Below are 20,574 nucleotides of genomic sequence, written 5' to 3' on the forward strand. Positions count from 1 at the left end.
GCTTCACGAAAGCGGCCGCGCGATCGGCCGCGTCGCGGGGAAACTTTCACGTCTCCCGCGCGGCACGACTGCGCCGGCAGCGCCCTGACACACGATGCACCACGGCGCATTCCGAATTCCTCGAAACATTTCGAACGGCAGTGGTCGGGTTCGACGGATTTCGGCCTGCTGACCACGGGTCCGACGCCTCTGTTCCCCGGCCCCGCGGCCGGCGGCATGATCCCGGTATGACGGAGCTCTATCGCGATCGCTGGATCACCTGCGCGGAAGACGGGATCGTGATCCGCTGGTGCCCTCATCCTTGAGGTCGGTCGCCGGTCAAGCCGTTCATCACCCCGGACGACGTGCCGGCCGTGGAGGCGAGCATAAGAGAGCGGGCCGGTCTGGCGCTGATCCCGATCGCCGACACCGGCCCGGTCATCTAGGCCGAATCGGTGCCTTGATACACCCCCGACACTGCCTAGGCCTGGGAGCGCAGCGCGGCGGCCATCCACTCGCGGATCGCCGCCGCCCGGTCCGGGTCCGGCTTGGGCGTGCCGTTGATCGTCGCCACCAGCCGGAGGTATCTGGTCAGCAGCTTCAGGCCGGGCGCCTTGGCGAGCCACTGCGGCTCTTTCTCGCTCCGGTCGAACTCGGCGATGCCGCGCCGGGCCTTGTCGAGGTCGTGCTTCCCGGTCATGGCGGCGACCAGCTCGGCTGAATCGGCGGCCACGCGCTCGGCGATGTCCCGGGCCTGCGGCGAATCCGCGGCCACGCCTGCCTGCTGGGAGGCCCGTGCCTCCGAGCGGAGCTTTAGATGCTGCTCGACGCGGGCCATCATCTCAGGCGAAGCCAACAGCTTGCCCTTCTCGGAGCCGACGCCGCGGCGGAAGAAGTCCCGCAGCGCCGCGCGGAATTCCTCGTCCTGCACGATCTCGGCAAGTTCGATCCAAGCCTCCAACTGCTCGCTGGACGGCTCCTCGGGTAGGTGCGGGCGCTGATTGTGCAGCCGCTCGACGTAGCCGGGGTGCACGTCCAGGCCGTCGGTCACGAAGTCCCAGAACTGGTTGATGAGCCGGTCACGCTCGTCGTCGGACATCGACACGAGCTTGTGCAGCAGGCTCACGTGTTCTGTCGTGGTGTTCTGCCGCACGACGGCGCGCAGTACGGCGCGGCGCGCCCGCAGTTGCCCCAGCTGGCCCTCGACCAGCCGCAGGTGCGTGACGGCCAGGTCGTGCAGGGTGGCCTGCGCGGTCAGCACCCGGCGGATCTCGCCCAGCCCGGCACCCAGCTCGCGCAGGGTGCGCACGAGTTCGAGCTGGGCGATGGCGTGCACGTCGTACTGCCGGAAGCCGCCGTCGGTCACGCCGGTGGGCGCGACCACGCCCTCGTCGGCGTAGTACCTGATCGCGCTCACGCTCAGGCCCGTGCGACGGGCGACGTCCCCGATGGAGTAGAGCTCTGACTCGTTCACACCAGTCACTATGCGATCTCAAGCGGCTGGAGAGTCAAGGGGAAAAGCGTCGTGACTCTCTGCCGGTTTCTCGTTCGCGGGTGTCGAACCGATCCGATATGCATGGCGGCGTGGACGAACTGCAACGGGAACAGGATCTTCAGCGGCTGGCCTGGGTTGAGCGACTCGACCCCATGTGCATGACGCTCATCGAGGGCGTTGACGAGGATGAAGTGATCAGACGGTTCGGGGGCGACCCGGGCGAGACGTTCGCACTCGACGTGCCCGGATACTGGGACCTGCAACCGGAGGGCTATCAGCAGCTACAGGCCATCGTCGGTGTCGGCACCGCCGGCGGGGTAGTGTTCGCGATCGAGGAGAACGGCTATACCGGGAACGTGCCCGGCGTGCTGCGCAGTCTTTCGCGCGAGGGGCGCTGCTTGTGCGTCTATACCCACGTCAACGCAGCCGACAATCTGACGTACGCGGTCGGCGGCGAGCTTGTGGTTAGTGAGGAGCCCTGGGGGGAGCCGACGCCGTTGCGCGCCGGCGACTCACGGTGGGATCCCGCCTGGGTCCGCGGGCTGACCGATGTGGAGGCGGAGGTGTGGCTGCGTGGCGCGCGGCTGTTCCTGGCTGCGGAACGTGTGATGGGTGTGCGGATCGAATCCGCTTGGTTCACCGAGCCGATCCGCTGCGCGCGCATTCCCGATCCCGACAGGTACGCGGGGACTTCCGCGTGGCAGCTCTTTCCCCCGCCCGATGACCAAGAGCCATCAGCCTGACGCATACCGAAGACCCGCCGCGCGCCCCGACGTTCGACACCAGCCGTGCTGTCGCGCTCGCGGCCGGCGCGCACGTCGAATCCGCTCAGCGCGGATGCAGGCCGCCGTCGAGGGAGACGACCTGGTTCGTCATGTATCCGTTGCGCAGGATCGCGACCGCGAGGTCCGCCACTTCGCCGGGGCGGCCGAGACGACCGACCGGAATCCGTTCGGCCAGTTCGTCGGCGGCGCCCGGGAGCATGCCGGTCTCGGCGACGAGCGCCGGCGCCAGGGCGTTGACCGTGATGCCGTGCGCGGCGAGCAACGTGGCGAGGTAGTGCGTGAGACCGTGCAGGCCGGCTTTGGACGCGGCGTAGTGCGCTCCGACGATTCCGCCGGTGAACGCGGCCACAGAGGAGACGAAGAGAATCCGGCCGGCTCCCCGTTCGCGCATCGCGGGAACGACACGCTGCGCAAGCAGGAACGGCGCCCGTAGGTTGACGGCCAAAGTCGTGTCGAAGTCCTCGACACTGATCGCGTCGAACTGGAGGGTACGGCCCAGCCCGGCGTTGTTGACGAGGATGCCGATGCTTCCGAGGCGTTCCTCGACGTCGCGCACGAGGCGGGCGGGCGCGGCCGGATCGGCGAGGTCCGCGGCGAAGGCGACGGCGCGGCCCCCGCCGGCCTCGATCTCGGCCGCCAGCGACTCGGCTGCTTGCCTGCCGTGGGAGTAACCGAGCGCGACGGCGGCTCCGTGGGCGGACAACCGCCGGGCGATAGCGCCGCCGATGCCGCCGCTGGCGCCGGTGACCAGTGCCACCTGGCCGGCAAAGCTCGACGAGGTCTGCGTCATCGCGTCATTCCTTCCGGTTCGTACATTCTCGCACTGCAATGCGGCCGGGTGAGCCCGGAATGTCATCGAGTGCTGCTAAGCGGTTCTCGGAACACAAGGTAATGCGTGGAAAGCCGCCATCGTGGCCTGATATCTGGTGCGCACGCGTCGCGCCCCTCGCCTTGCAGCCGCACGCGCCGGATGCCGCGACTCGCTCGACCTGCCCCCAAGCACAAGCGCGCCCTGTCACGGCAGTGGCTGCAGGCCGACGCTGGTGAGCCGGTAGGCGGGGGCCAGGCCGGCGGCCTCTGCTCGCGCCAATTTCACCAGCGCCTCGCCGGCGCCTTGTGGCGTCAGCGGATCGCCGAGTTGCTGGAGGTACTCCTCCATGGACTGCCCCGCGCGTTCGGCGTAGGCGCGTGCCGCGGAAAGGCCCAGATCGGTCGCCGGCGTGAGCTGAGGCAGAACCGCGGTGAACGCGATCCCCAGGCCGGCGCGCTCCGACTCGCCCTGAGCGTATCCGGTGATGAAACGCTCGGTGGCCTTCGCGCCCGCGTAACCACCGCTGAGAGGCGATCCCTTCAGCGCCGCGCCACTGCTGACGACGATGACCCGGCTTCCCGGCGGCAGCGGCCTGCGCAGGGCTTCGCGCAGCCAGTGGAACGCGATGCGCACGTCGCAGTTCCAGTTCACCGAGAACGTCTCCCAGGTGTGCTGGTGCAGCGGCCGCACCGGCGGCGTGGCGCCGGCCACCACGATCACGTTGCGCGGCTGGTAACGCTCGATCAGCATGCCGGGCGCGGCGGCGTCGGCCGCGTCGGCGACGTGCGGCTCGATGCCGCTCGTGGCCGCGGCGAGTTCGGCGAGCGCGGAGGCGGTGCGGGCCACGGCCACCACGGGGGCGCCGGCTTGCGCGAAGGCGGCGGCGATGCCGCGGCCCAGTCCGCGGCTGGCACCGACCACGAGCGTCGTGTGATCGGACATGTCACTCACAGTGTTCTCCTCTTCGTCATGGTTTACCGGTTCGCCGGTTCGATCGTGCGGCGCCGAGCCGGGGCTGTGCCGCCGCGCCCGGGCGGCACGTCCTCGGGTGCGCCTGTCAGCGGTCCCGGGCCCCGAGAGATGCCGCTCCCGGGCAGGTTCTCAGCGCCGGACGGCCATGGCCTGCACCGCAGCTGCGTTCTGCCGCTCGAGCGCCTTGACCGCACCGTCGCGCCAGGTCTCGGCCAACGCCGCCGACATGGGGTCGGGAAAGATCTCCTCTTCACCGTTCCGGACGCCGTCGAAGATCGCGTGCGCGACCGAGGACGCAGGGCTCTTCGGGATGTCCCATCCGCGGATCATGTCGGTGTCCACGGGCCCGGCCAGGACGACGTGCACGGTCACGCCCTGGCCGGCCAGCAGGGCGCGCAGCGACTGCGACATGGAGAACGCGGCCGCTTTCGAGATCGCGTACGCGGGGGTGACCGGCACGGTCGCCAGGGACGCGAGCGAGAGCACGTTGACCACGGCGCCCCGAGACCGGCGCAGCTTCGGCAGGAGCGCCTGGGTAACCGCGTAGGTGCCGAACAGGTTGACCGCCAGATGCTGCTCGATCGCGGCGCGGTCGCCGAGGTCGTCGACGAACGCGACCCCGGCGTTGTTGACCAGCACGTCAAGAGACTCGACGCGTTCGGCGGCGGCCTGGATCTGCTGCGCGCTGGTCACGTCCAACCGCACCGGCGTGACACGGCGGTCGGGATGGACCAGGGGCCCGCGCGTGCCGGCATACACCCGGCTCGCGCCACGGCTCAGCGCCTGCGCGACCAGTTCCCGCCCGAGCCCGCGGTTGGCCCCGGTCACCAGAACGGCCTTGTCCGCGAACGGGTCCGCGATCTTCGCTGCTGCTGTCGTCATCGGTTCCTCCTGGATAAGTGGCTACGGGCCGGCAGGTCCGGACGCCCGCGGCGCGCGGACGGCCGGCTGCGCGGAGTTGCTGTGCGCGGGAATGAGGACCGCGGCGTGCTGCGTGCGGCGTGCTGCGTGCTGCGTGCTGCGTGCTGCGTGCTGCGTGAACGGTTCAGTTGACGATGGCGTCCGGGTACTCGACCTTGTCCGCCGCGCTCGCCGCCACCGCCGGTTCCAGCCGCTGTGTCAGCGCCGTGGTGCGCCGCGGAATGATCAGGCCCCCGATCAAGACGCCGAGCGCGGCGAGCGCGGCGCACACGTAGAACGCGTCCCGGAATCCGCCGGTCAGCGCCACATCCGGCGCGCGGCCAGCCGCGGCGAGTGCACCTGCGCGGCTGGCCGCGACCGTCGAGGTGACGGCCACGCCGATCGCCCCGCCCAGTTGCTGCGCGGTGTTCAGCAGCCCGGACGCCAGGCCGGCGTCGCGCGCGGACACACCGGTGAGACCGGCGATCGAGATCGGGATGAACGCGAACGCCGTCCCCGCACCGGTGACGAACAGCGGGCCGGCCAGGTCGGCCCAGAACCGGCCGTGCACGCCGATGTGCGCCGCCCACAGCGTCCCGCCGCTGATCATCGCCATTCCCGCGGCCAGGATCGGCGCCGATCCGACCCGGCCGACGAGGAGTTGGGACAACCCGGCCAGCGCCACCGACGTCAGCGAGGTGGCGAGCCACGCCAGACCTGTCTGTAGCGCCGAGTAGCCGAGCACCTGCTGCATGTAGAGCGTCCCGACGAAGACGAAGGCGTAGAAGCTGCCGCCGAGCAGGAATCCGGCCGAGTCGGCGCCCGCGACCGTGCGCATCCGAAGTATCCGCAGTGGCAGCAGCGGCGACTGCGCGCGCGCCTCGATGACGAGGAACGCGATCAGCAGGGCGCCGCCCGCGGTGAGCGAACCGACGCTCTTCGCGGCGCCCCAGCCGTCCTGCGGCGCGGTCGAGATCCCGTAGACAAGCAGCAGCAGCCCGGCGGTGACGGTCAGCGCGCCGAGGGAGTCGAACCGGCGCCGCAGCGTCTCGATCCGGCTTTCCGGCACCACACGCGGCGCGAGCATCAGCGCGGCCAGGCCGGTCGGGATGTTGAGGTAGAAGATGTACTCCCAGCCGAGATAGCGGGTGACCAGCCCCCCGGTGATCAGCCCGATGGTCGCGCCGGACGCCCCGATGGCGCCCCACAGACCGAGCGCCTTGTTGCGCTCAGCGCCCTCGGTGAACATGTTCATCACGATCGAAAGCGCGGCCGGCAGGACGATCGCGGCGCCCGCGCCCTGCACGCCGCGCATCACGACCAGAAACGTGTCGTCGCGGGCAAGCGCGCACGCCAGGGACGCGGCCGTGAACACGACCAGCCCGAGCAGGAAGACCCGCCGCCGTCCCAGCGCGTCCGCCGCACGCCCGCCCAGCAGCAGCAGGCCGCCGAACGTCACGCCGTAGGCGGTCACCACCCACTGCAGCCCGGACTCGGAGAAGCGCAGGTCACGGCCGATGCTCGGCAAGGAGACGTTCACGATCGTCAGGTCGACGATCGTCATGAAGTAAGCCACGGCGAGCACGCTGAAGGCTCGCCAGCGATGAATCGTAGTCACGAAAACCTGCCCCGTTCTGTGCGTTCTGTGCGTTCGGTACGTTCGCTTGTGTGACGCGCGCCGACCCGATCGGTCATCGGTCCGGACTGCGGCGCGCCACCAGCGAGAGCACAACCGGCTCGGGATGCGGGTTGTGCAGGCGCCGCACAGGCAATCCGGCGAACGTCAGGACCGCGCCGGCGGCGAACCTGGCGCGCCGCCCGCTGCGGCACTCGACCTCCAGTTCGCCGCGCTTCACCACCACGAGCGCGTCCGCCCAGTCGGCGGCCACGAAGTCGACCGCGGCACCGGGGGCGAGGCGCACCGTCCAGCGCCGCACCCGACCCCGGAGCGTCACCGGCAGGGCGCCAGCGCGAACGCGCCGAACAACTCAGGCTGCTGAAACAGCGCGATCTGCCCGATGGCGTCCCCGTCCACCCGCAGCACCCCGATGGCGAACGCGCGGAACACGTCATCGCCCGGTCGGCGCCAGTACAGCCCGAACGCCGGCTGCCGGTTGGCCGCCGTGGGCAGCAACCGCCAGCCGGCGCTCATCTGCCCGAATACGTGCTCTGCGAGGAACGTCGCGATGTCCCGGCGCCCGGCGAACCAGGTGCTACCGGGCGGCATGATCAGCTTGGCGTCGTCGCTGAGCAGCTCGACCAGGGCCGCGGCGTCGCCGCGTTCCCACGCGGCGATCAGCCGTTCCAGCGCCCTGCGTTCCGACACGGTGGGATCCGAGCGCCACTCGGCCCTGCGCTGAGGCAGGTGCGCGGCCAGCGTCGCGTGCGCCCGCTGCAAAGCGCTGTTGACGGCCGCCTGGGTCACGTTCAAAGCGGCCGCGGTGTCCCTGACCGACCAGTCCAGTGTGTCGCGCAGCACCAGCACAGCGCGCTGCCGTGCGGGCAGCCGCTGGATCGCGGCCAGGAACGCGAGCTCGATCGTCTCCTTCGCCGTGACGACGGCCTCCGGCTCGTCCCGGGCGGCCGCCGCGGCGTCGAGAAGCCGGTCGGGATACGGCTGAAGCCACGGCACGTCCAGCGCCGCCAACGCGTAGTTGCGCGGGTCGGCCGGACCGGCCAGGTCCGTCGGCCACATGCGCGCCTTCTTGCGTCGCAGTGCGTCGAGACACGCGTGCGTCGCGATGCCGTACAACCACGCCCGAAACGGTGCGCGGCCCGCGTACGAATCACGGCGGGTCCACGCCCGCAGGAACGTCTCCTGCACCGCGTCCTCGGCGTCCTCGATCGAGCCGAGCATGCGATAGCAGTGGATCTGCAGCTCGTGCCGCAACGGCTCGATCACCTGCGCGAACGCCGCCTCGTCCCCGGGGCGCGCCGCCTCCACGACTTGGTCCATGTACCTTTGACGCGCCGCACCCCGCAAAGTCATCGGTCTCTCGGCCCCGGCAGCCTTGTCACAGCCGCCTCGCCACCCGGTCACCTCGCCACCCGGTCACCTCGCCACCGCGGGCCGCGTGCGGTCGCCGCACGGCCGCGCGAGCGAAGGGTTAACCTGCTGCGATGGGTGTTGAGCTGGTCCTGTTGCCGAGGGTGGCCTTTCGCGGGCGGGAGATCGCCGGGGCGCGGATGGGCGGCCTGCTCGCGTTGCTGGCCAGCGACCTGCACCGCGGCTGTGGCACGATGCGCCTGGTCGAGGGGCTGTGGCCGGACGAGCGGCCGCAGCACCCCACCCGGGCGCTTCAGGTGCTGGTCTCGCGCGCGCGGGCACAGCTGGGCGCCGAAACTATCGCCGCGACATCCATCGGTTACCGGCTTGCCCTCGACGACGAGCAGGTCGACGCCGCCGCGGTACTGACATTCGCGGCGGCCAGCGCCCGATGTTCGCACGACGGCGATCACGCGCAGGCGCTCGCGCAGGCCGCGGCGGGTCTGGAGCTGTGGGACGGCGCGCCGAGCGGACAGGCCGAGTCCGCCGACCCGCTCTGCGAGCTTCGCGCCGCCCGGGCATCGACGTATCGAGCACTGACACGCACCCGCGCGTTGGCGCTGTGCCATCTCGGGCGGCGCGCCGAGGCCGCCGGGACACTCAGGGAACTGATCCGCGGGCATCCGCGCGATGAGGAGGTCCTGGCGCAACTTCTGCTACACGAGTCCGCGGCGCTCGGACCGTCCGCGGCGCTGACGAGGTACGAGGCGTACCGGCGCGGATTGCGCGAGCGGTTGGGCAGCGATCCGGGGCCGTTGTTGCAGCGGGTGCACGAGCAGCTAATGCAGCACGGAACGCCGGTCGTCCGGCGCGGTGTCCCGCACGAGCCCAACGCGCTGCTCGGCCGGGACGACGACGTCGCCGCGGTGATCGAACTGCTGCGCACCTCCCGGGTGGTCTCGATCATCGGCTCGGGCGGTCTGGGCAAGACCAGGCTGGCGCACGCCGTCGCCCGCGGCGCGCAGCAGCGCCTGGTTCATCTGGTCGCCCTCGCCGGGGCCACCCGCGACGCCGACGTGGTCGCGGAAGTGGCGTCCGCACTCAGCCTCGCGCAGCGCGGGAACGCGCCGGTCGGCCGCGCCGCCCCGACGGACGTGGTCACAGGGATCGCGGACGTCCTGGGCCACAGCCCGTCGCTGCTCGTATTAGACAACTGCGAGCACGTCATCCGCGGCGTGGTCGAGTTGGTACGCGACCTGGTGGCGAAGAGCGAGGATCTGCGGGTGCTGACCACCAGCCGCGCCCCGCTCGCCCTCTCGTCAGAGTCCGTATACCTTCTGCCGGCGCTGAGCGCGGCGACCAGCGGCGAACTGTTCCGGCAGCGGGCGAACGCGGCCCGGCCGGGAGTCGAGATACCGCCGGACGCGGTGCGGGAGCTGTGCGGCCGCCTCGATGGACTGCCGCTCGCGGTGGAGCTGGCGGCCGCGCGGGTGCGGGTGCTGTCGGTCGCCGAGATCGTCCGGCGCCTGGACGACCGATTCGCCCTGCTGCGCGGGGCGCCTCGCGATGCGCCGCCGCGGCACCGCACCCTGCACGCCGTCATCGACTGGAGCTGGAACCTGCTGGCGCCGCACGAGCAGGCCGCGATGCGCGCCCTGTCGGTCTTTCCCGGCGGCTTCACCGCCGGGGCCGCGCGGCACCTGCTCGGGGAAGACGAAGGGGACGTGTTGCAGATCCTTGAGCAGCTGGTCGGCCAGTCGCTGCTTCAGACGGCCGAGGCCGGATCGGGCACGCGTTTCCGGATGCTGGAGACCGTGCGCGAGTTCAGCGCGGCGCGCCGCCGCGAGGCCGGTGAGGACGACCGGGTCACCGGCCGGTTCCTCGAGTGGGCGCGGGAGTTCGGCCTGGCGCATCACGAATCGCTGTTCGGGCCGGACCTGGTCACCTCCGCGGCGCGAACCAGGCAGGAGCAGGAGAACCTGCTCTCGGCGCTGCGCCTCGGGATCGAGCGCGGCGACGGCGTCTGCGTCGCGGCCACGAGCGCCGTGCTCGGCGGCCTGTGGATGTTCGAGGCCGACTTCGCGCGCATGGCGTCTCTGGTCGGGCAGAGCGCGTCCGTGCTGTCACACGTGCGGACCGAACCGGTCTTCATCGAGGTGGTCAGGACAGCCGCGGTGCTGGCGGCCGTCAGCGCGCTGATCCTGCGGCATCCCGCCGCCGCGCGCGCCCTGGTCTGCCTGCGCCGGCTGCCTCCGGCCCCGCCCGACACCCCGGCGCGGGCGACCGCGGTCGTGCTGTCCGTCCTTGCCGAGGCCCGCGCCGAGCAGCTCCCGACGCTGCGGTTGCTGTGCGAAAGCCAGGAGCCGCTGCTGGCCGCCATGGCCAACACCGTGGCCGGCTTCGTGTGGCAGAGCGTCAACGACCCGGACAGCGCGCTGAAGGCGGCGCGGCGCACCCTCGCGGCCTTCGACGGGCACGAGCGGCGGCTGCCGTGGTTCCGGGTCGTCACGCACAGCCGGATCGGTGAACTGTGCCTGGAACTGGGCCGCGGCGACGAGGCGCACGAGCACTTCGCGGCGACGCTCTCGCTCCTGGAGGCGATGCCGGGGCTCAACGGGTTCGAGAGCGGATCCAGCGCGGCCCGGGTGCGGTGCGCGATGGTCCTGGCCGATCTGCAGCGCGGCGCCGTCGACGAGGCCGAGCATTGGCTGGAGACGATGCTGCGCGAGGACGGGGAAGACAGCTGCGGGCTGCCGATGTTCGATCTCGCGGCGCGCGCGGAGATCCTGCTGGCGCGCGGCGAGGTCGAGGCCGGGTTGCGGCTGTGGCGACAGGCTGCCGACGCGCTGAGCGAACCGGTCGGCCGCGCCCGCGCGGGAGAACTGATGCTCCACACGCAGACCTGGAGTCTGCAAGTCGAGGCGATGGCTCTGATCGCCCACGCGCAGCACGACCGGCTCGCCTTGGTCGGGCGGCTCGCGGGCCGCATGCCGCGAACCGCCTCCACGCTGATCACGGCCAAGGTCAACGGCTCGTCGATGTCATACGAGGACTTCCCGATCGTGGGCACGCTGCTGGTGGCCCTGGCCGTGCTGGATCTCGACCGGGGGCGGCGCACCGGCGACGCGCGCGCCGCCAGGTCCGGCGCGCGCATGATCGCCTTGGCCGGTCGCTTCCGTTTCAACTGCGGCTTCCAGCCGACGATGTCCGCCGCCCGGGTCGCCCGCCTCGCCGAGCAAGCGGACATGCAGGCGTACACGGAGGCGGTGTCGGCATACGCCGGCCTCGGCGCGGACGCGCTGCGCGCCGCCGCGGCCGCGGCCGTGCTGGGCCGCGACCGGTTCACCGAACCGAACCCCGCCTGAACAGCGCTCCCGCCCAGGTGTATCCGAGCACTGTCAGTCCGGCGCACCAGGCGACGGCCGGCACCCAGCTGTGTCCGATCGCCGCGCCCGTCAACAGCCCGCGCAGGGTGTCGATGACCGGGGTGAACGGCTGGTTGTGCGCGAACCACCGCACCGGCCCGGACATCGTGCCGGTCGGGACGAAGGCGCTGCTGACGAACGGCAGCAACTGCACGATGAGCGTGAAGCCGCTGGTGCCCTCGGCGTTCCCGGCGGCCAGGCCGACCGCGACCGCGAGCCAGCTCAGGGCGAGGCTGAGTAGCGCGACCAGGGCCGCCGCCGCGAGCCACCCGGCGGCGCCCGCGCCGGAGCGAAAGCCCATGAGCAGGGCGACCGCGACGAGCAGGGCGGCGCTGACCAGCGTGCGGATCAGGGCGGCGGCGACGTGCCCGGCGAGCACCGAACCTCGGGAGACCGCCATGGTGCGGAAGCGCCCGATGATGCCTTCAGTCATGTCCCGGTTCACCGCCAGCGTCGTGGAGGAAGCCCCGTAGCCGACGGTCATCAGCAGGATGCCGGGCACGGCGTAGTCGACGTACCTGCCGCCGGAGGGCGTGGCTGCCAAGCCGGCGCCCAACGCACCGCCGAAGACCCCGACGAACAGCAGCAGCAACAGGGCCGGCACCGCCAGGGAGACGATGATCGTCGCGGGATAGCGCACCGTGTGCCGCAGATTGCGCCGCAGCATCGTCGCCGAATCGCGTGCGGCGTAAGTAAGGGTGTTCATCGGACGGGCTCCTCCCGGGCCGGGCGCGGTGCGGCGGTGTTGTCAGAGGTCTTGTTCTCAGTGGGCGGGTGGCCGGTGAGCGCGAAGAAGACGTCGTCGAGGTCCGGGGTGTGCACGGAGAGCGAGTCGACCTCGATCGCGGCCTCGTCGAGCCGGTTGAGCAGCGTCCGCAGCGCACTGACACCGCGGTCGCCCGGCACGTGCAGCGAGAGGTCGTCCGCGCGGGACGCGCCGTCGAGGATGCCGGCGGCCGCCGTCAATCGCGCATCATCGGCGAACTGGAGGCTCACGTGGCCGCCGGGGACGCGGCGCTTGAGCTCGGCGGGGGTGCCCGCGGCCACGATCCTGCCCTGGTCGAGTACCGCGATCCGGTCGGCCAGCTCGTCGGCCTCGTCGAGGTCCTGGGTCGTCAGGAAGATCGTGACGCCGCGGGCCGCCAGGTCCCGCACGATCTGCCACATCGTGCGGCGGCTGCGCGGGTCCAGGCCAGTGGTGGGCTCGTCGAGGAAGATGACGCGCGGCTCGCCGATCAGCGTCATCGCCAGGTCGAGCCGCCGGCGCATGCCGCCGGAGTAGGTCGCGGCCCTCCTGTCGGCCGCGTCGAGCAGCTCGAAGCGGCCCAGCAGGTCGGCGGCGCGGCGGCGTCCCTCGGCGCGGGGCAGGTGGTGCAGGTCGGCCATCAGCCGCAGGTTTTCCCGGCCGGTGAGCAGGCCGTCCACCGCGGAGAACTGACCTGTCACGCCGATCGCACGGCGTACCGCGTCAGGTTCACGGGCCGGGTCCCGGCCCGTGACCCGCGCCTGGCCGCCGTCGGCGCGTATCAGGGTGGCCAGGATCTGGACCGTGGTGGTCTTGCCCGCCCCGTTCGGGCCGAGCAGGCAGAAGACCGTTCCCTCGGCGACGCTCAGATCGACGCCGTCGAGCACGACTTTCTGCCCGAAGGACTTGCGCAGCCCGGTCGCCGTGATCGCCGGGCCGGGCGCGGCGGCAGTGGGAGTCATGCCTCTCCTTCCGTGTCCGCGGCCCGGGGGCCGCACCTGCGGTAAGGATGCGGGCCGGCGGATTCACCGCTGTTTCACGGCGCTTTCGCGCCACGCGCAAGATTCAGCGAAGAGTCGACATTCCGGCCGATCCCACCGTGGACGGCCTGGAGGAGAAGTGGGCGCGGCGCTGGGACGAGTGCGCGGTATACGCGTTCGATCGCACGCAGCCGCGTGAGCGGATATTCTCGATCAACAACGTCGCAGCGGTTCCGTGTGCACACAGCCGAATCAGCCTTCTCGGACCGCCGGCGACGGGCCGCGGCGTCGTCGATGCCGCACGCATTCACCGCCGCGGGTTCGCGCTGTCACGGGTCGGCGAGCGCGGATAAGCGGGCATGCAGTGCGGCGGCGCGCGGGTCGGTGAACGCGCCTGCCAGTTCCCGCGCTTCCGCCCGGAACGGCCGCGCCTGCTCCGTCTGGCCGGCCGCGTCGAGGCACTGCGCCAGGAGTCCGAGTTCGACAGCGAGCCGGTAGGCGTCCGGAAGAGCGCGTCGCGCGGCGACGGCCCTGCGGTGGAAGTCGATCGCCTCTTCGACGCGGCCCTGGCTGCGCAGGGCCGTGCCGATCCCGCAATAGGTCGCGGCCTCCCGGGCGGGATCGTTCAGCCGGCGTTGCAGGCGCAGGCAGTTGAGGTACATTTCCGAGGCGCCGCCGGCGTCGCCGCTCTCAAGCGTGATCGCCGCGCGTTCGAGGGCGATGTCGACTTCGAGGGCTGCGTATCGCGTGCCGCCTTCGAGGATCCGCTCGGCGCTGACGGTGCACTCCTGCGCCCGGTCCAGGCGCCCGCTCTCCCGGTGCGCGCGGATCAGGGTGATGAGGGTTTCCAGCAGCGGCGCTCCCTCGGTGCGGATCTCGCGGTGTACCCGCATCGCCCTGTCGGCCAACTCGACCACCTGGGCGAGCCGTCCCTGTTCGAGCCGGGTGCGCGCGAGGTTGTCGAGCGCGACCGCGTGCCAGGCGCGGTGACCGTCCGCCTCGGCCAGGCGTACCGTCTGCTCGAAGCGGTCGGCCGCGTCATCGAGTTCCCGGTGACGCAGGTGGATCAGACCTATGCTGTTGTGCGCCTCGATGACCCCGAGGCGATCGCGCTGAACGGTGAAGATCTCCAGCGCGGCGAGATGGTGGCTGAGCGCACGTTCGCCCTGGCCGGCCGCCTTCCAGGCGAAACCCAGTCCTTGCAGCACCCTGGCCTCGGCCCGCCGGTCGCCGAGCCGCCGCGCCGCCTGAAGGCCGAGCTGTCCCATTTCCAGGCGGTCGTCGGTATCGCCGTGCGCTGCTTGCAGCGTCTGCACGGACGCCGACAGCTGCCAGGCGATCTCGTCGAGCCGGGCCTGCGCCGCCGCGTGGGCGAGCGCGAGCAGGTTCGCGCGTTCGGCGACGTACCAGTCGTTGGCCGCCGTCCGGTCATCCGGGCCGAAGGGCGGCGGATAAGCACCGGGGCTGCCGGTCAGCACGCTGGGGCGCAGGCTCTGCGTCGCACGCATCGCGGTGTCCGCCGTGCGCAGATACCAGTGCGCCGCTCGCAGCAGGGCCGCGCGCTGGGCGGCCTCCTCCTCCTGGCTGGCCGCGAGGTCTGCGGCGTAGGCGCGCAGCAGGTCGTGAAACTGGTGGCGCGCGCTGCCGGTCTGTTCGAGCAGATGCGCGCCCGTGAGCACGTCGAGCAGCGCCCGGGTCCGTTCAGGAGTCTCATCGAGCAGGGCGGCTGCCGCGGCGAGGCTGAAGTCGGTGCCCGGGTGCAGTCCGAGCAGCCGGAACGCGCGCGCCGCGGCCGGAGGCAGCGCGCGGTAAGACCACGCGAAAACCGTGCGCACCGCGTCCGCGTCGGCGTCGTCCTCGATGGACAGGGCGTCCCACAACGAGGACTCGTCGCGCAGGTCCGCGATCAGTTCTCGAAGCGGCATGAGCGGGCGGGCCGCCGCGCGTTCGGCGGCGATGCGCAGCGCCAGCGGCAGCCGGGCGCACAGCCGGGCCAGCTGGGCGACCTGCGCCGGATCGTCCCCGGCCCGATAACCGGTGGTAACCGTGTTCACCAGAGCGACCGATTCGGTCTCGGTCAGCAGGCCCACGGTGATCCGGCGGGCGCCGTCGCGGGCCGAGAGCCCGGACAGCCGGCCCCGGCAGGTGACCACCGCCAGCGAACCGGCCTCGCCGGGCAGCAGCGGGCGCACCTGCCCGGCGGTCGCCGCGTTGTCGAGTACGACGAGCACACGGCGCCCGGCCAGGAGGGTCCGGTACAGCGCCGCGCGTTCTTCCACGCCCGCGGGAATCGAGCCGGGCGCCACACCCAGCGCCCGCAGAAACCGCTCCAGCGCGCCTGCGGAGGTCAGCGGCGTGCCCGGATCGTAGCCGCGCAGGTTCACGAACAACTGCCCGTCCGGAAACCGGGAGCGCACCAGGTGCGCGAAGTGGACGGCCAGGGATGTCTTACCGACCCCGGCCGTGCCCGCCACGACGACCAGCGTCACCGGCTCGTCGCCGCCGGAAAGTAAGGCTTCGAGCTTGTCGAGTTCGCCGCGCCGCCCGACGAATCCACGTAGGTCGGCAGGGAGCTGATGCGGTACCGCCGAGGCGTTTTCGGTTCGCTGCGCGGTGTAAAAGTGCACCCCGCCGGCGATGTCGCGGGCCTGCACGACGTCATGCGCCGCTCCCGCCAGTGTCGAGGACACTCCTTCCGGCCGCGACGGATCACCGGCTGACTGCCGCATGGCGCGAATCCCCTCGGTGTCTTCGACCCACCCTCTTTCTCAGCACTCTAATGATGCATTCCGTGGTTGCCCACCCCGGCCTTCGGGCCGTGGCCTGCCAGGACGGCGCGGGACGCGAAAGTGGCGCCGCGCCGGTTCGTCGGCGCGACGCCACCCGATCACCGCTCAGCGTTCGCTCGCGCGAACCTACAGCGGCATTTCGAATTCGCCGTTGAACGCCCCGAGCAGGAACGCCTCCCACTCGCCCTGGTTGAACACCAGCACCGGGCCGGTGACGTCCTTGCTGTCGCGAACCTGCGCCCATCCCTGGGTGAAACGCACCTGCACGCAGCCGCCGTTGTCGTCGCTGAAGCTGCTCTTGAACCAACCCCGTTCCTGCGGGTTCATCGCCTTCCTCCGTGAAATTCCGGCTCCGGCTCGTCGCGCCGCCGTTCCCCGATGCGTCGCTGCGCACTGATACCCGTGCTGGGCGCAGGTGAGCGGGGATCCGTGCGGCCGAGTCGCCATCGCCACCGCGGGACTTCTATTCGTCCCCTCCATCAGAGAAATTCCGCGGTCGCCTTCACGGCGCTTACACGACGTTTGACACGGCGCTTTCACACCGGGCGGCGGGAACGGGTTCGTGAGCATGCGGGAGTGCACGGCGGCGCGCTACGGGGCTCACGTTCGCGACGTCATTGCGCGGTAATGGGATCGGCGTCGCGGTAGCCCAGTTGCCGGTACAGGTCCAGCGCCTGGTTCCAGTGCTCCCGGGCGGCTGACGGCTCGTTCAGCGCGAGCAGTGCGTCACCGAGTGCCTGGTGCGCATGGGCCTGGTCGAGTGGCGCGGCCGCTTGCCGCGCATATCCGAGTGAGGCGCGGTAGAGATGCACCGCGGCCGGATATCTGGCTTGCGCCTGGCGGATGCGTCCGGTCTCGAGGCAGACCCGGGCGTGCCGGAGCGGATCTCGGATCTGCTCGGCCAGTTCGGTGGCGCGCTCGATGCTGACGAGTGAGGACTCGTAGTCGCCCAGGCGGGTGTGCGCGCGGGCGAGGTGGACCAGGACGTCGACCTCGTTGCGCCGGTCTCCGACGGCCTGGAAGAGCCGCAGCGCGGTGCGGAACGACGCCAGCGCGGATTCGTGGTCGCCGGTGTGGTCGTGGACGGCACCGATGTTGCTGGCGAGGATGGCGATGTTGTGCGGGTTGCCCTGGCGGTCGGCGAGTTTCTGCGCCTGCCGGAAGTAGTGCAGCGCCTTGTCGTGGTCTTCGATGAGCCGGTACATCTCGCCGAGGTTGGCCAGCACGTCGCATTGCAGTACCGGATCGTTCAACTGCCGCGCCATCTTCAGCGCCTCGCGAGTCTGTACCAGCGCTGCTTCACTTTCGCCGAGTTCGAACAGGACGATGCCCTTGTGGTATCCCGCGACCGCTTGGCCGCGCCGGTCCTCGATCCGGCCGAAGATGGCCACGGCCCGGCCGAACGCCTGCGCGGCGACGGTGGGACGGCGGGCGTGCCAGTGGACCCGTCCGAGTTCGATGAGCGCGTCGCCCTGTCCGCGCTCGTCGCCGCAGCCACTCCAGGCGTCCAGCGCCTGCTCGGCGGCGTCCAGCGCCTCATCGAGATCACCGGTACGGACGTGTGCCGCGGCGAGGTCGGTCATGAGTTGGCCCGATACGGTGTCGTTACGGGTTTCGCCTTGCTGCGCGCGGGCGGCGTCGAGAGCCTTGCGCAGCATCTGCACGGCTTGGCTCCAGTGGCCGCGCCGGTCCAGATGCTGTGCCAGGACGAAGGGCAGACGGCTGGTGTGCCGGCTCCAGCCGCGCTCGTGGGCGTAGGCCGCGGCCGCCATGAGGTTGGCGGACTCCTCGTCCATCCAGGCTTGCGCCTTGGCAGGCGAGCCGAGTGTGGCCGCGCCCCACGCGGATATCGCCGTCGGCTCGCCGAGGGTGCGCCGGTAGGGGCGCAGGATGCTTTCGGCGTGCGCGGCGCAGGCGAGGTAGAACTCGAGCACGCGGCCCACGGCGTCGTCCGACGCGCCGGTGTCCAGTTCGAGCTGGATCTGAATCAGAGCATATGCACGCAGCAGGTCGTGCAGGCGATAGCGGTGGCGCGCGGTCTCCTCGATCAAGTGGTGCTCCACCAGCACGTCGAGCGCGAGATCGGCCTGGCCGACGGGCATCGCGGCTAACACCGCCGCAGCCTGCAAGCCGATGTCGTCGCCCGGGTGCGCGGCGAGCCGTCGCAGGAGCGTGCGATGGGCCGGGGCCAGGGCGCGGTACGACATCGCGAAGGCCGCCCGGATGGGGCTGGTCAGGCTGTCGTCGACGGCGGATGCGACGGCCATGGTCAGGCGCTCGACTATGTCGTTCAGTCGCCATGTCGGCCGCGAGCGCAGATAGGCGGCCGCGACCGCGATCGCCAGGGGCAGGCCCCCGCAGTGGCGCGTGAACCGCGCAAGCTGGTCGCGGTCGGCTGTGAAGTCGCGGCCGGTGATCTGGGTGAGCAGGGCGCTGGCCGCGGCGTCCGTCAGCGGCCGCACCGTGTGCTGCCGGGCGCCGACGAGGCCGGATATCCGGCGGCGGGAGGTGAGCAGGACGACGCTGCCGGGAGTGGTGGGCAGCAGGGGCGCGATCTGTTCCGCGTCCAGGACGTCGTCGAGCAGGACCAGCAACCGCCGCCCGCTGTTGCGCCGGCGCCACAGCGCTGCCAGGGCGTCGAGGGAGCCGGCGCGTCCGAGTTCGCCGGCGGGTGTCGAGACGGCCTCCAGCAGTTGCGTCAACGCCTCGCGCGGATCGACCGCCGGTTGGTGGGGGTGATGGGTGCGAAGGCTGATTTGCAGGGCGCCGTCCGGGCAGTTCGCGCGCAGGCGGTGTGCGGCGTGAACCGCCAGGCAGAGCTTTCGCAGATGTATCCTAGATGTATGAGCATTGATCCGGTACGACAGACCATGACAGGCGACTTGACCGGCCTGAACTTCGCGATTCTGGACCGGCTGTCGAACGAGTCCAAGCGGCGGCGGCACCTGAAGGACCAGGAAGCGGCGGGGGTGGACCCGAAGGCGCGGCCCCGCACCGGGATGGACATCAACAACCGCGACGAGCAGGTGACCGATTGCAGGCAATACGTCGAGTCGCGCGGCGGGCGGATCGTTCACATCTACGACGAGGAGCACACCTCCGCCTACAAGCGCCGCAAGATCAGGCAGAGCGACGGCAGCGTCATCTACCGCGTGATACGGCCCGTGTACGCGGCCATGCTCAGGGATCTCGCGAAGGGCAAGGCCCCGAACGGGGAGCGCCTGGACGGGGCGATCTGCCCGGACCTTGACCGGCTCACCCGGGACAACCGGGATCTTGAGGACTCGATCGATACCGTGGTGCACCACCACCGCCCGATCATCGACCTGTCCGGCGCGCTGGACCTGAACACCCAGAACGGACAGACCAACGCGCGGGTGATCACCGCGTTCAAGAACGCGCAGAGCGCTGATACGGGACGACGGGTGGGCCGCAAACACAAGGCGCTCCAGCGCGAGGGCATCCCGACCGGGGGACACCGCCCGTTCGGGTGGCAGGACGACAAGCGCACCCTGCATCCGGTCGAAGCCCCGCTGTTGCGCACCGCCGTAGCGGAGATCTTGAACGGCCGGGCGGTCACGGCGGTCGCCGCCGACTGGAACCGGCGCGGGATCCCCACGGCGCGCGGGAAGCTGTGGCGCGCGGTGAACCTCAAAGCCGTACTGCGCAACCCGCGCATGGCCGGATACCGCATGGTCACCATCGCCAACGCCGACGAGGACAACGGGGAAACGCTCTCCCGCCACGTGATCACCCTCAAGGACGAGGACGGTAACCCCGTCATGGGCCAGTGGGAGCGGATGATCTCCCCGGCGGATTGGGACAAGCTGATTGCGATCATCGGGGAGACCCCGCAGCGCGGCGACGGCAACAACACCCGGTCGCATCTGGCCACGGGCACGCTGCGGTGTGGCAAAGGCGACTGCGACACCCCGCTCCGCGCGACCAAGGCCCCGCCCAGCGCGCACAAGCCGGAAGGGTTCTTCTGGTACACCTGCCTGTCCAAGGGCCAGGGCGGGTGCGGCGGGGTGAAGGTCAACGGGTGGGAGACCGACGAGGCTCTGATGTGGCTTGCGATCGAGATGTACCAGGAGCAGGCCGCCGAGCGCGAGGCCAGCGCCGAACCCGAGCCGTGGCAGCGCGAAGGCGAGCTGACGATGGTGCGTGAGGACATGGCCGCCGCCAAGGCCGCCCGCAAGGCCGGGAAGATCACCGCAGAGCGCTACTACGCCGATCTGGCCGAGCAGGAAGCAGCGGAACGCGCACTGCTCAAAGAGAAGAACGCCACGATCAAGGCCGCCCAGGTGGCCGCCGACGTGCCGGTGACCTTGGAAGAGGACTGGACGGGCGGGAACCTGTCGCTCACCGAGCAGCGCGTCTATCTGGAACGCGCGTTCTCCGCCGTGATCGTCGCCCCGACCAACGGCCGCCGGGGAGTGCCCACACACCACCGGCTCACCCCCGTGCCCGCACAGCGCGGCTGACAGCAGGCCGGACCCCGCCCGCCGAGCTACCGGGGCGGGCGGGTGTCAGGCCTCTTACCCTTGGCCGTCTTGCGGGTACGCACCCGGTAGCCCAGCCCCGCATTGATGCTGCGCCACTGCTCATCCGACCAGTGCGGCAACCGCTTCGCCCACTCCCGCGCCCACGCCCGCACCTCATCCACGTCCCCGCCGCCGTCAAGATCATCGGGGACTGCTTCAGGCT

General features: G+C 71.1%; 17 protein-coding genes. 4 read left to right on the forward strand and 13 right to left on the reverse strand.

Annotation, left to right across the window (positions count from 1 at the left end; translation table 11 throughout):
• Window positions 1-460 precede the first annotated feature (460 nt).
• Entirely contained in the window at window positions 461-1,453 is a 993-nt protein-coding gene (locus KGA66_RS14570; RefSeq protein ID WP_211468646.1) for a MerR family transcriptional regulator, read from the reverse strand.
• A 110-nt stretch (window positions 1,454-1,563) separates the two neighbouring features.
• Here KGA66_RS14570 and KGA66_RS14575 point away from each other — a divergent pair, with 110 nt between their 5' ends.
• Window positions 1,564-2,217 carry a DUF6461 domain-containing protein gene (locus tag KGA66_RS14575; protein ID WP_211468647.1) on the forward strand — a complete coding sequence of 218 codons (654 nt, stop codon included), beginning with the start codon at window positions 1,564-1,566 and terminating at the stop codon, window positions 2,215-2,217.
• Window positions 2,218-2,302: 85 nt separating this feature from the next.
• On the opposite strand, the gene KGA66_RS14580 is transcribed toward KGA66_RS14575, so the two are convergent.
• From KGA66_RS14580 to KGA66_RS14605, 6 genes are all read right to left on the reverse strand, one after another.
• Window positions 2,303-3,049, reverse strand: a complete 747-nt coding sequence (locus tag KGA66_RS14580; RefSeq protein ID WP_211468648.1) for an SDR family NAD(P)-dependent oxidoreductase — start codon at window positions 3,047-3,049, stop codon at window positions 2,303-2,305.
• Between the two features lie 225 nt (window positions 3,050-3,274).
• Entirely contained in the window at window positions 3,275-4,012 is a 738-nt protein-coding gene (locus KGA66_RS14585) for an SDR family oxidoreductase (RefSeq protein ID WP_211468662.1), read from the reverse strand.
• A 159-nt stretch (window positions 4,013-4,171) separates the two neighbouring features.
• Window positions 4,172-4,924: an SDR family NAD(P)-dependent oxidoreductase gene (locus KGA66_RS14590; protein WP_211468649.1), complete on the reverse strand. Its 753-nt coding sequence runs from the start codon at window positions 4,922-4,924 to the stop codon at window positions 4,172-4,174.
• A gap of 163 nt (window positions 4,925-5,087) precedes the next feature.
• A complete protein-coding gene (locus KGA66_RS14595) occupies window positions 5,088-6,560 on the reverse strand; it encodes a DHA2 family efflux MFS transporter permease subunit (RefSeq protein WP_211468650.1) in 1,473 nt (490 codons plus the stop codon).
• Window positions 6,561-6,633: 73 nt separating this feature from the next.
• A complete protein-coding gene (locus KGA66_RS14600; protein ID WP_211468651.1) occupies window positions 6,634-6,897 on the reverse strand; it encodes a hypothetical protein in 264 nt (87 codons plus the stop codon).
• Window positions 6,894-7,898 carry an RNA polymerase subunit sigma-70 gene (locus tag KGA66_RS14605; protein ID WP_211468652.1) on the reverse strand — a complete coding sequence of 335 codons (1,005 nt, stop codon included), beginning with the start codon at window positions 7,896-7,898 and terminating at the stop codon, window positions 6,894-6,896. Before KGA66_RS14605 ends, KGA66_RS14600 begins: the two co-directional genes overlap by 4 nt.
• Window positions 7,899-8,062: 164 nt before the next feature.
• On the opposite strand from KGA66_RS14605, the gene KGA66_RS14610 reads away from it, so the two are divergent.
• Window positions 8,063-11,293, forward strand: coding sequence for an ATP-binding protein (locus KGA66_RS14610; RefSeq protein ID WP_211468653.1), 3,231 nt, complete (start codon window positions 8,063-8,065; stop codon window positions 11,291-11,293).
• Here the strand turns inward: KGA66_RS14610 and KGA66_RS14615 are convergent.
• Window positions 11,271-12,059: an ABC transporter permease gene (locus KGA66_RS14615; RefSeq protein WP_211468654.1), complete on the reverse strand. Its 789-nt coding sequence runs from the start codon at window positions 12,057-12,059 to the stop codon at window positions 11,271-11,273. The genes KGA66_RS14610 and KGA66_RS14615 overlap by 23 nt on opposite strands.
• Window positions 12,056-13,060: an ATP-binding cassette domain-containing protein gene (locus KGA66_RS14620; RefSeq protein WP_211468655.1), complete on the reverse strand. Its 1,005-nt coding sequence runs from the start codon at window positions 13,058-13,060 to the stop codon at window positions 12,056-12,058. Before KGA66_RS14620 ends, KGA66_RS14615 begins: the two co-directional genes overlap by 4 nt.
• 47 nt (window positions 13,061-13,107) lie before the next feature.
• Here KGA66_RS14620 and KGA66_RS14625 point away from each other — a divergent pair, with 47 nt between their 5' ends.
• Window positions 13,108-13,431, forward strand: coding sequence for a hypothetical protein (locus tag KGA66_RS14625; protein ID WP_211468656.1), 324 nt, complete (start codon window positions 13,108-13,110; stop codon window positions 13,429-13,431).
• Here KGA66_RS14625 and KGA66_RS14630 read toward each other — a convergent pair.
• The 3 genes from KGA66_RS14630 to KGA66_RS14640 form a co-directional block, all read right to left on the reverse strand.
• Window positions 13,408-15,807, reverse strand: coding sequence for a tetratricopeptide repeat protein (locus KGA66_RS14630; RefSeq protein ID WP_211468657.1), 2,400 nt, complete (start codon window positions 15,805-15,807; stop codon window positions 13,408-13,410). The genes KGA66_RS14625 and KGA66_RS14630 overlap by 24 nt on opposite strands.
• Window positions 15,808-15,993: 186 nt before the next feature.
• On the reverse strand, window positions 15,994-16,194 hold the full coding sequence (locus tag KGA66_RS14635; RefSeq protein WP_211468658.1) for a DUF397 domain-containing protein: 201 nt from the start codon (window positions 16,192-16,194) through the stop codon (window positions 15,994-15,996).
• A gap of 287 nt (window positions 16,195-16,481) precedes the next feature.
• The gene (locus KGA66_RS14640; protein WP_211468659.1) at window positions 16,482-18,569 is read right to left on the reverse strand and encodes a tetratricopeptide repeat protein; all 2,088 of its coding nucleotides are present in this window, start codon (window positions 18,567-18,569) and stop codon (window positions 16,482-16,484) included.
• Between the two features lie 141 nt (window positions 18,570-18,710).
• Here KGA66_RS14640 and KGA66_RS14645 point away from each other — a divergent pair, with 141 nt between their 5' ends.
• Window positions 18,711-20,351, forward strand: coding sequence for a recombinase family protein (locus KGA66_RS14645; protein WP_211468660.1), 1,641 nt, complete (start codon window positions 18,711-18,713; stop codon window positions 20,349-20,351).
• A 26-nt stretch (window positions 20,352-20,377) separates the two neighbouring features.
• Here KGA66_RS14645 and KGA66_RS14650 read toward each other — a convergent pair.
• Window positions 20,378-20,574: hypothetical protein (locus tag KGA66_RS14650; protein ID WP_211468661.1), on the reverse strand; the 197-nt coding region annotated here is incomplete at its 5' end.

It is taken from the genome of Actinocrinis puniceicyclus (assembly GCF_018283645.1).
Classification (GTDB): Bacteria; Actinomycetota; Actinomycetes; order Streptomycetales; family Catenulisporaceae; genus Actinocrinis; species Actinocrinis puniceicyclus.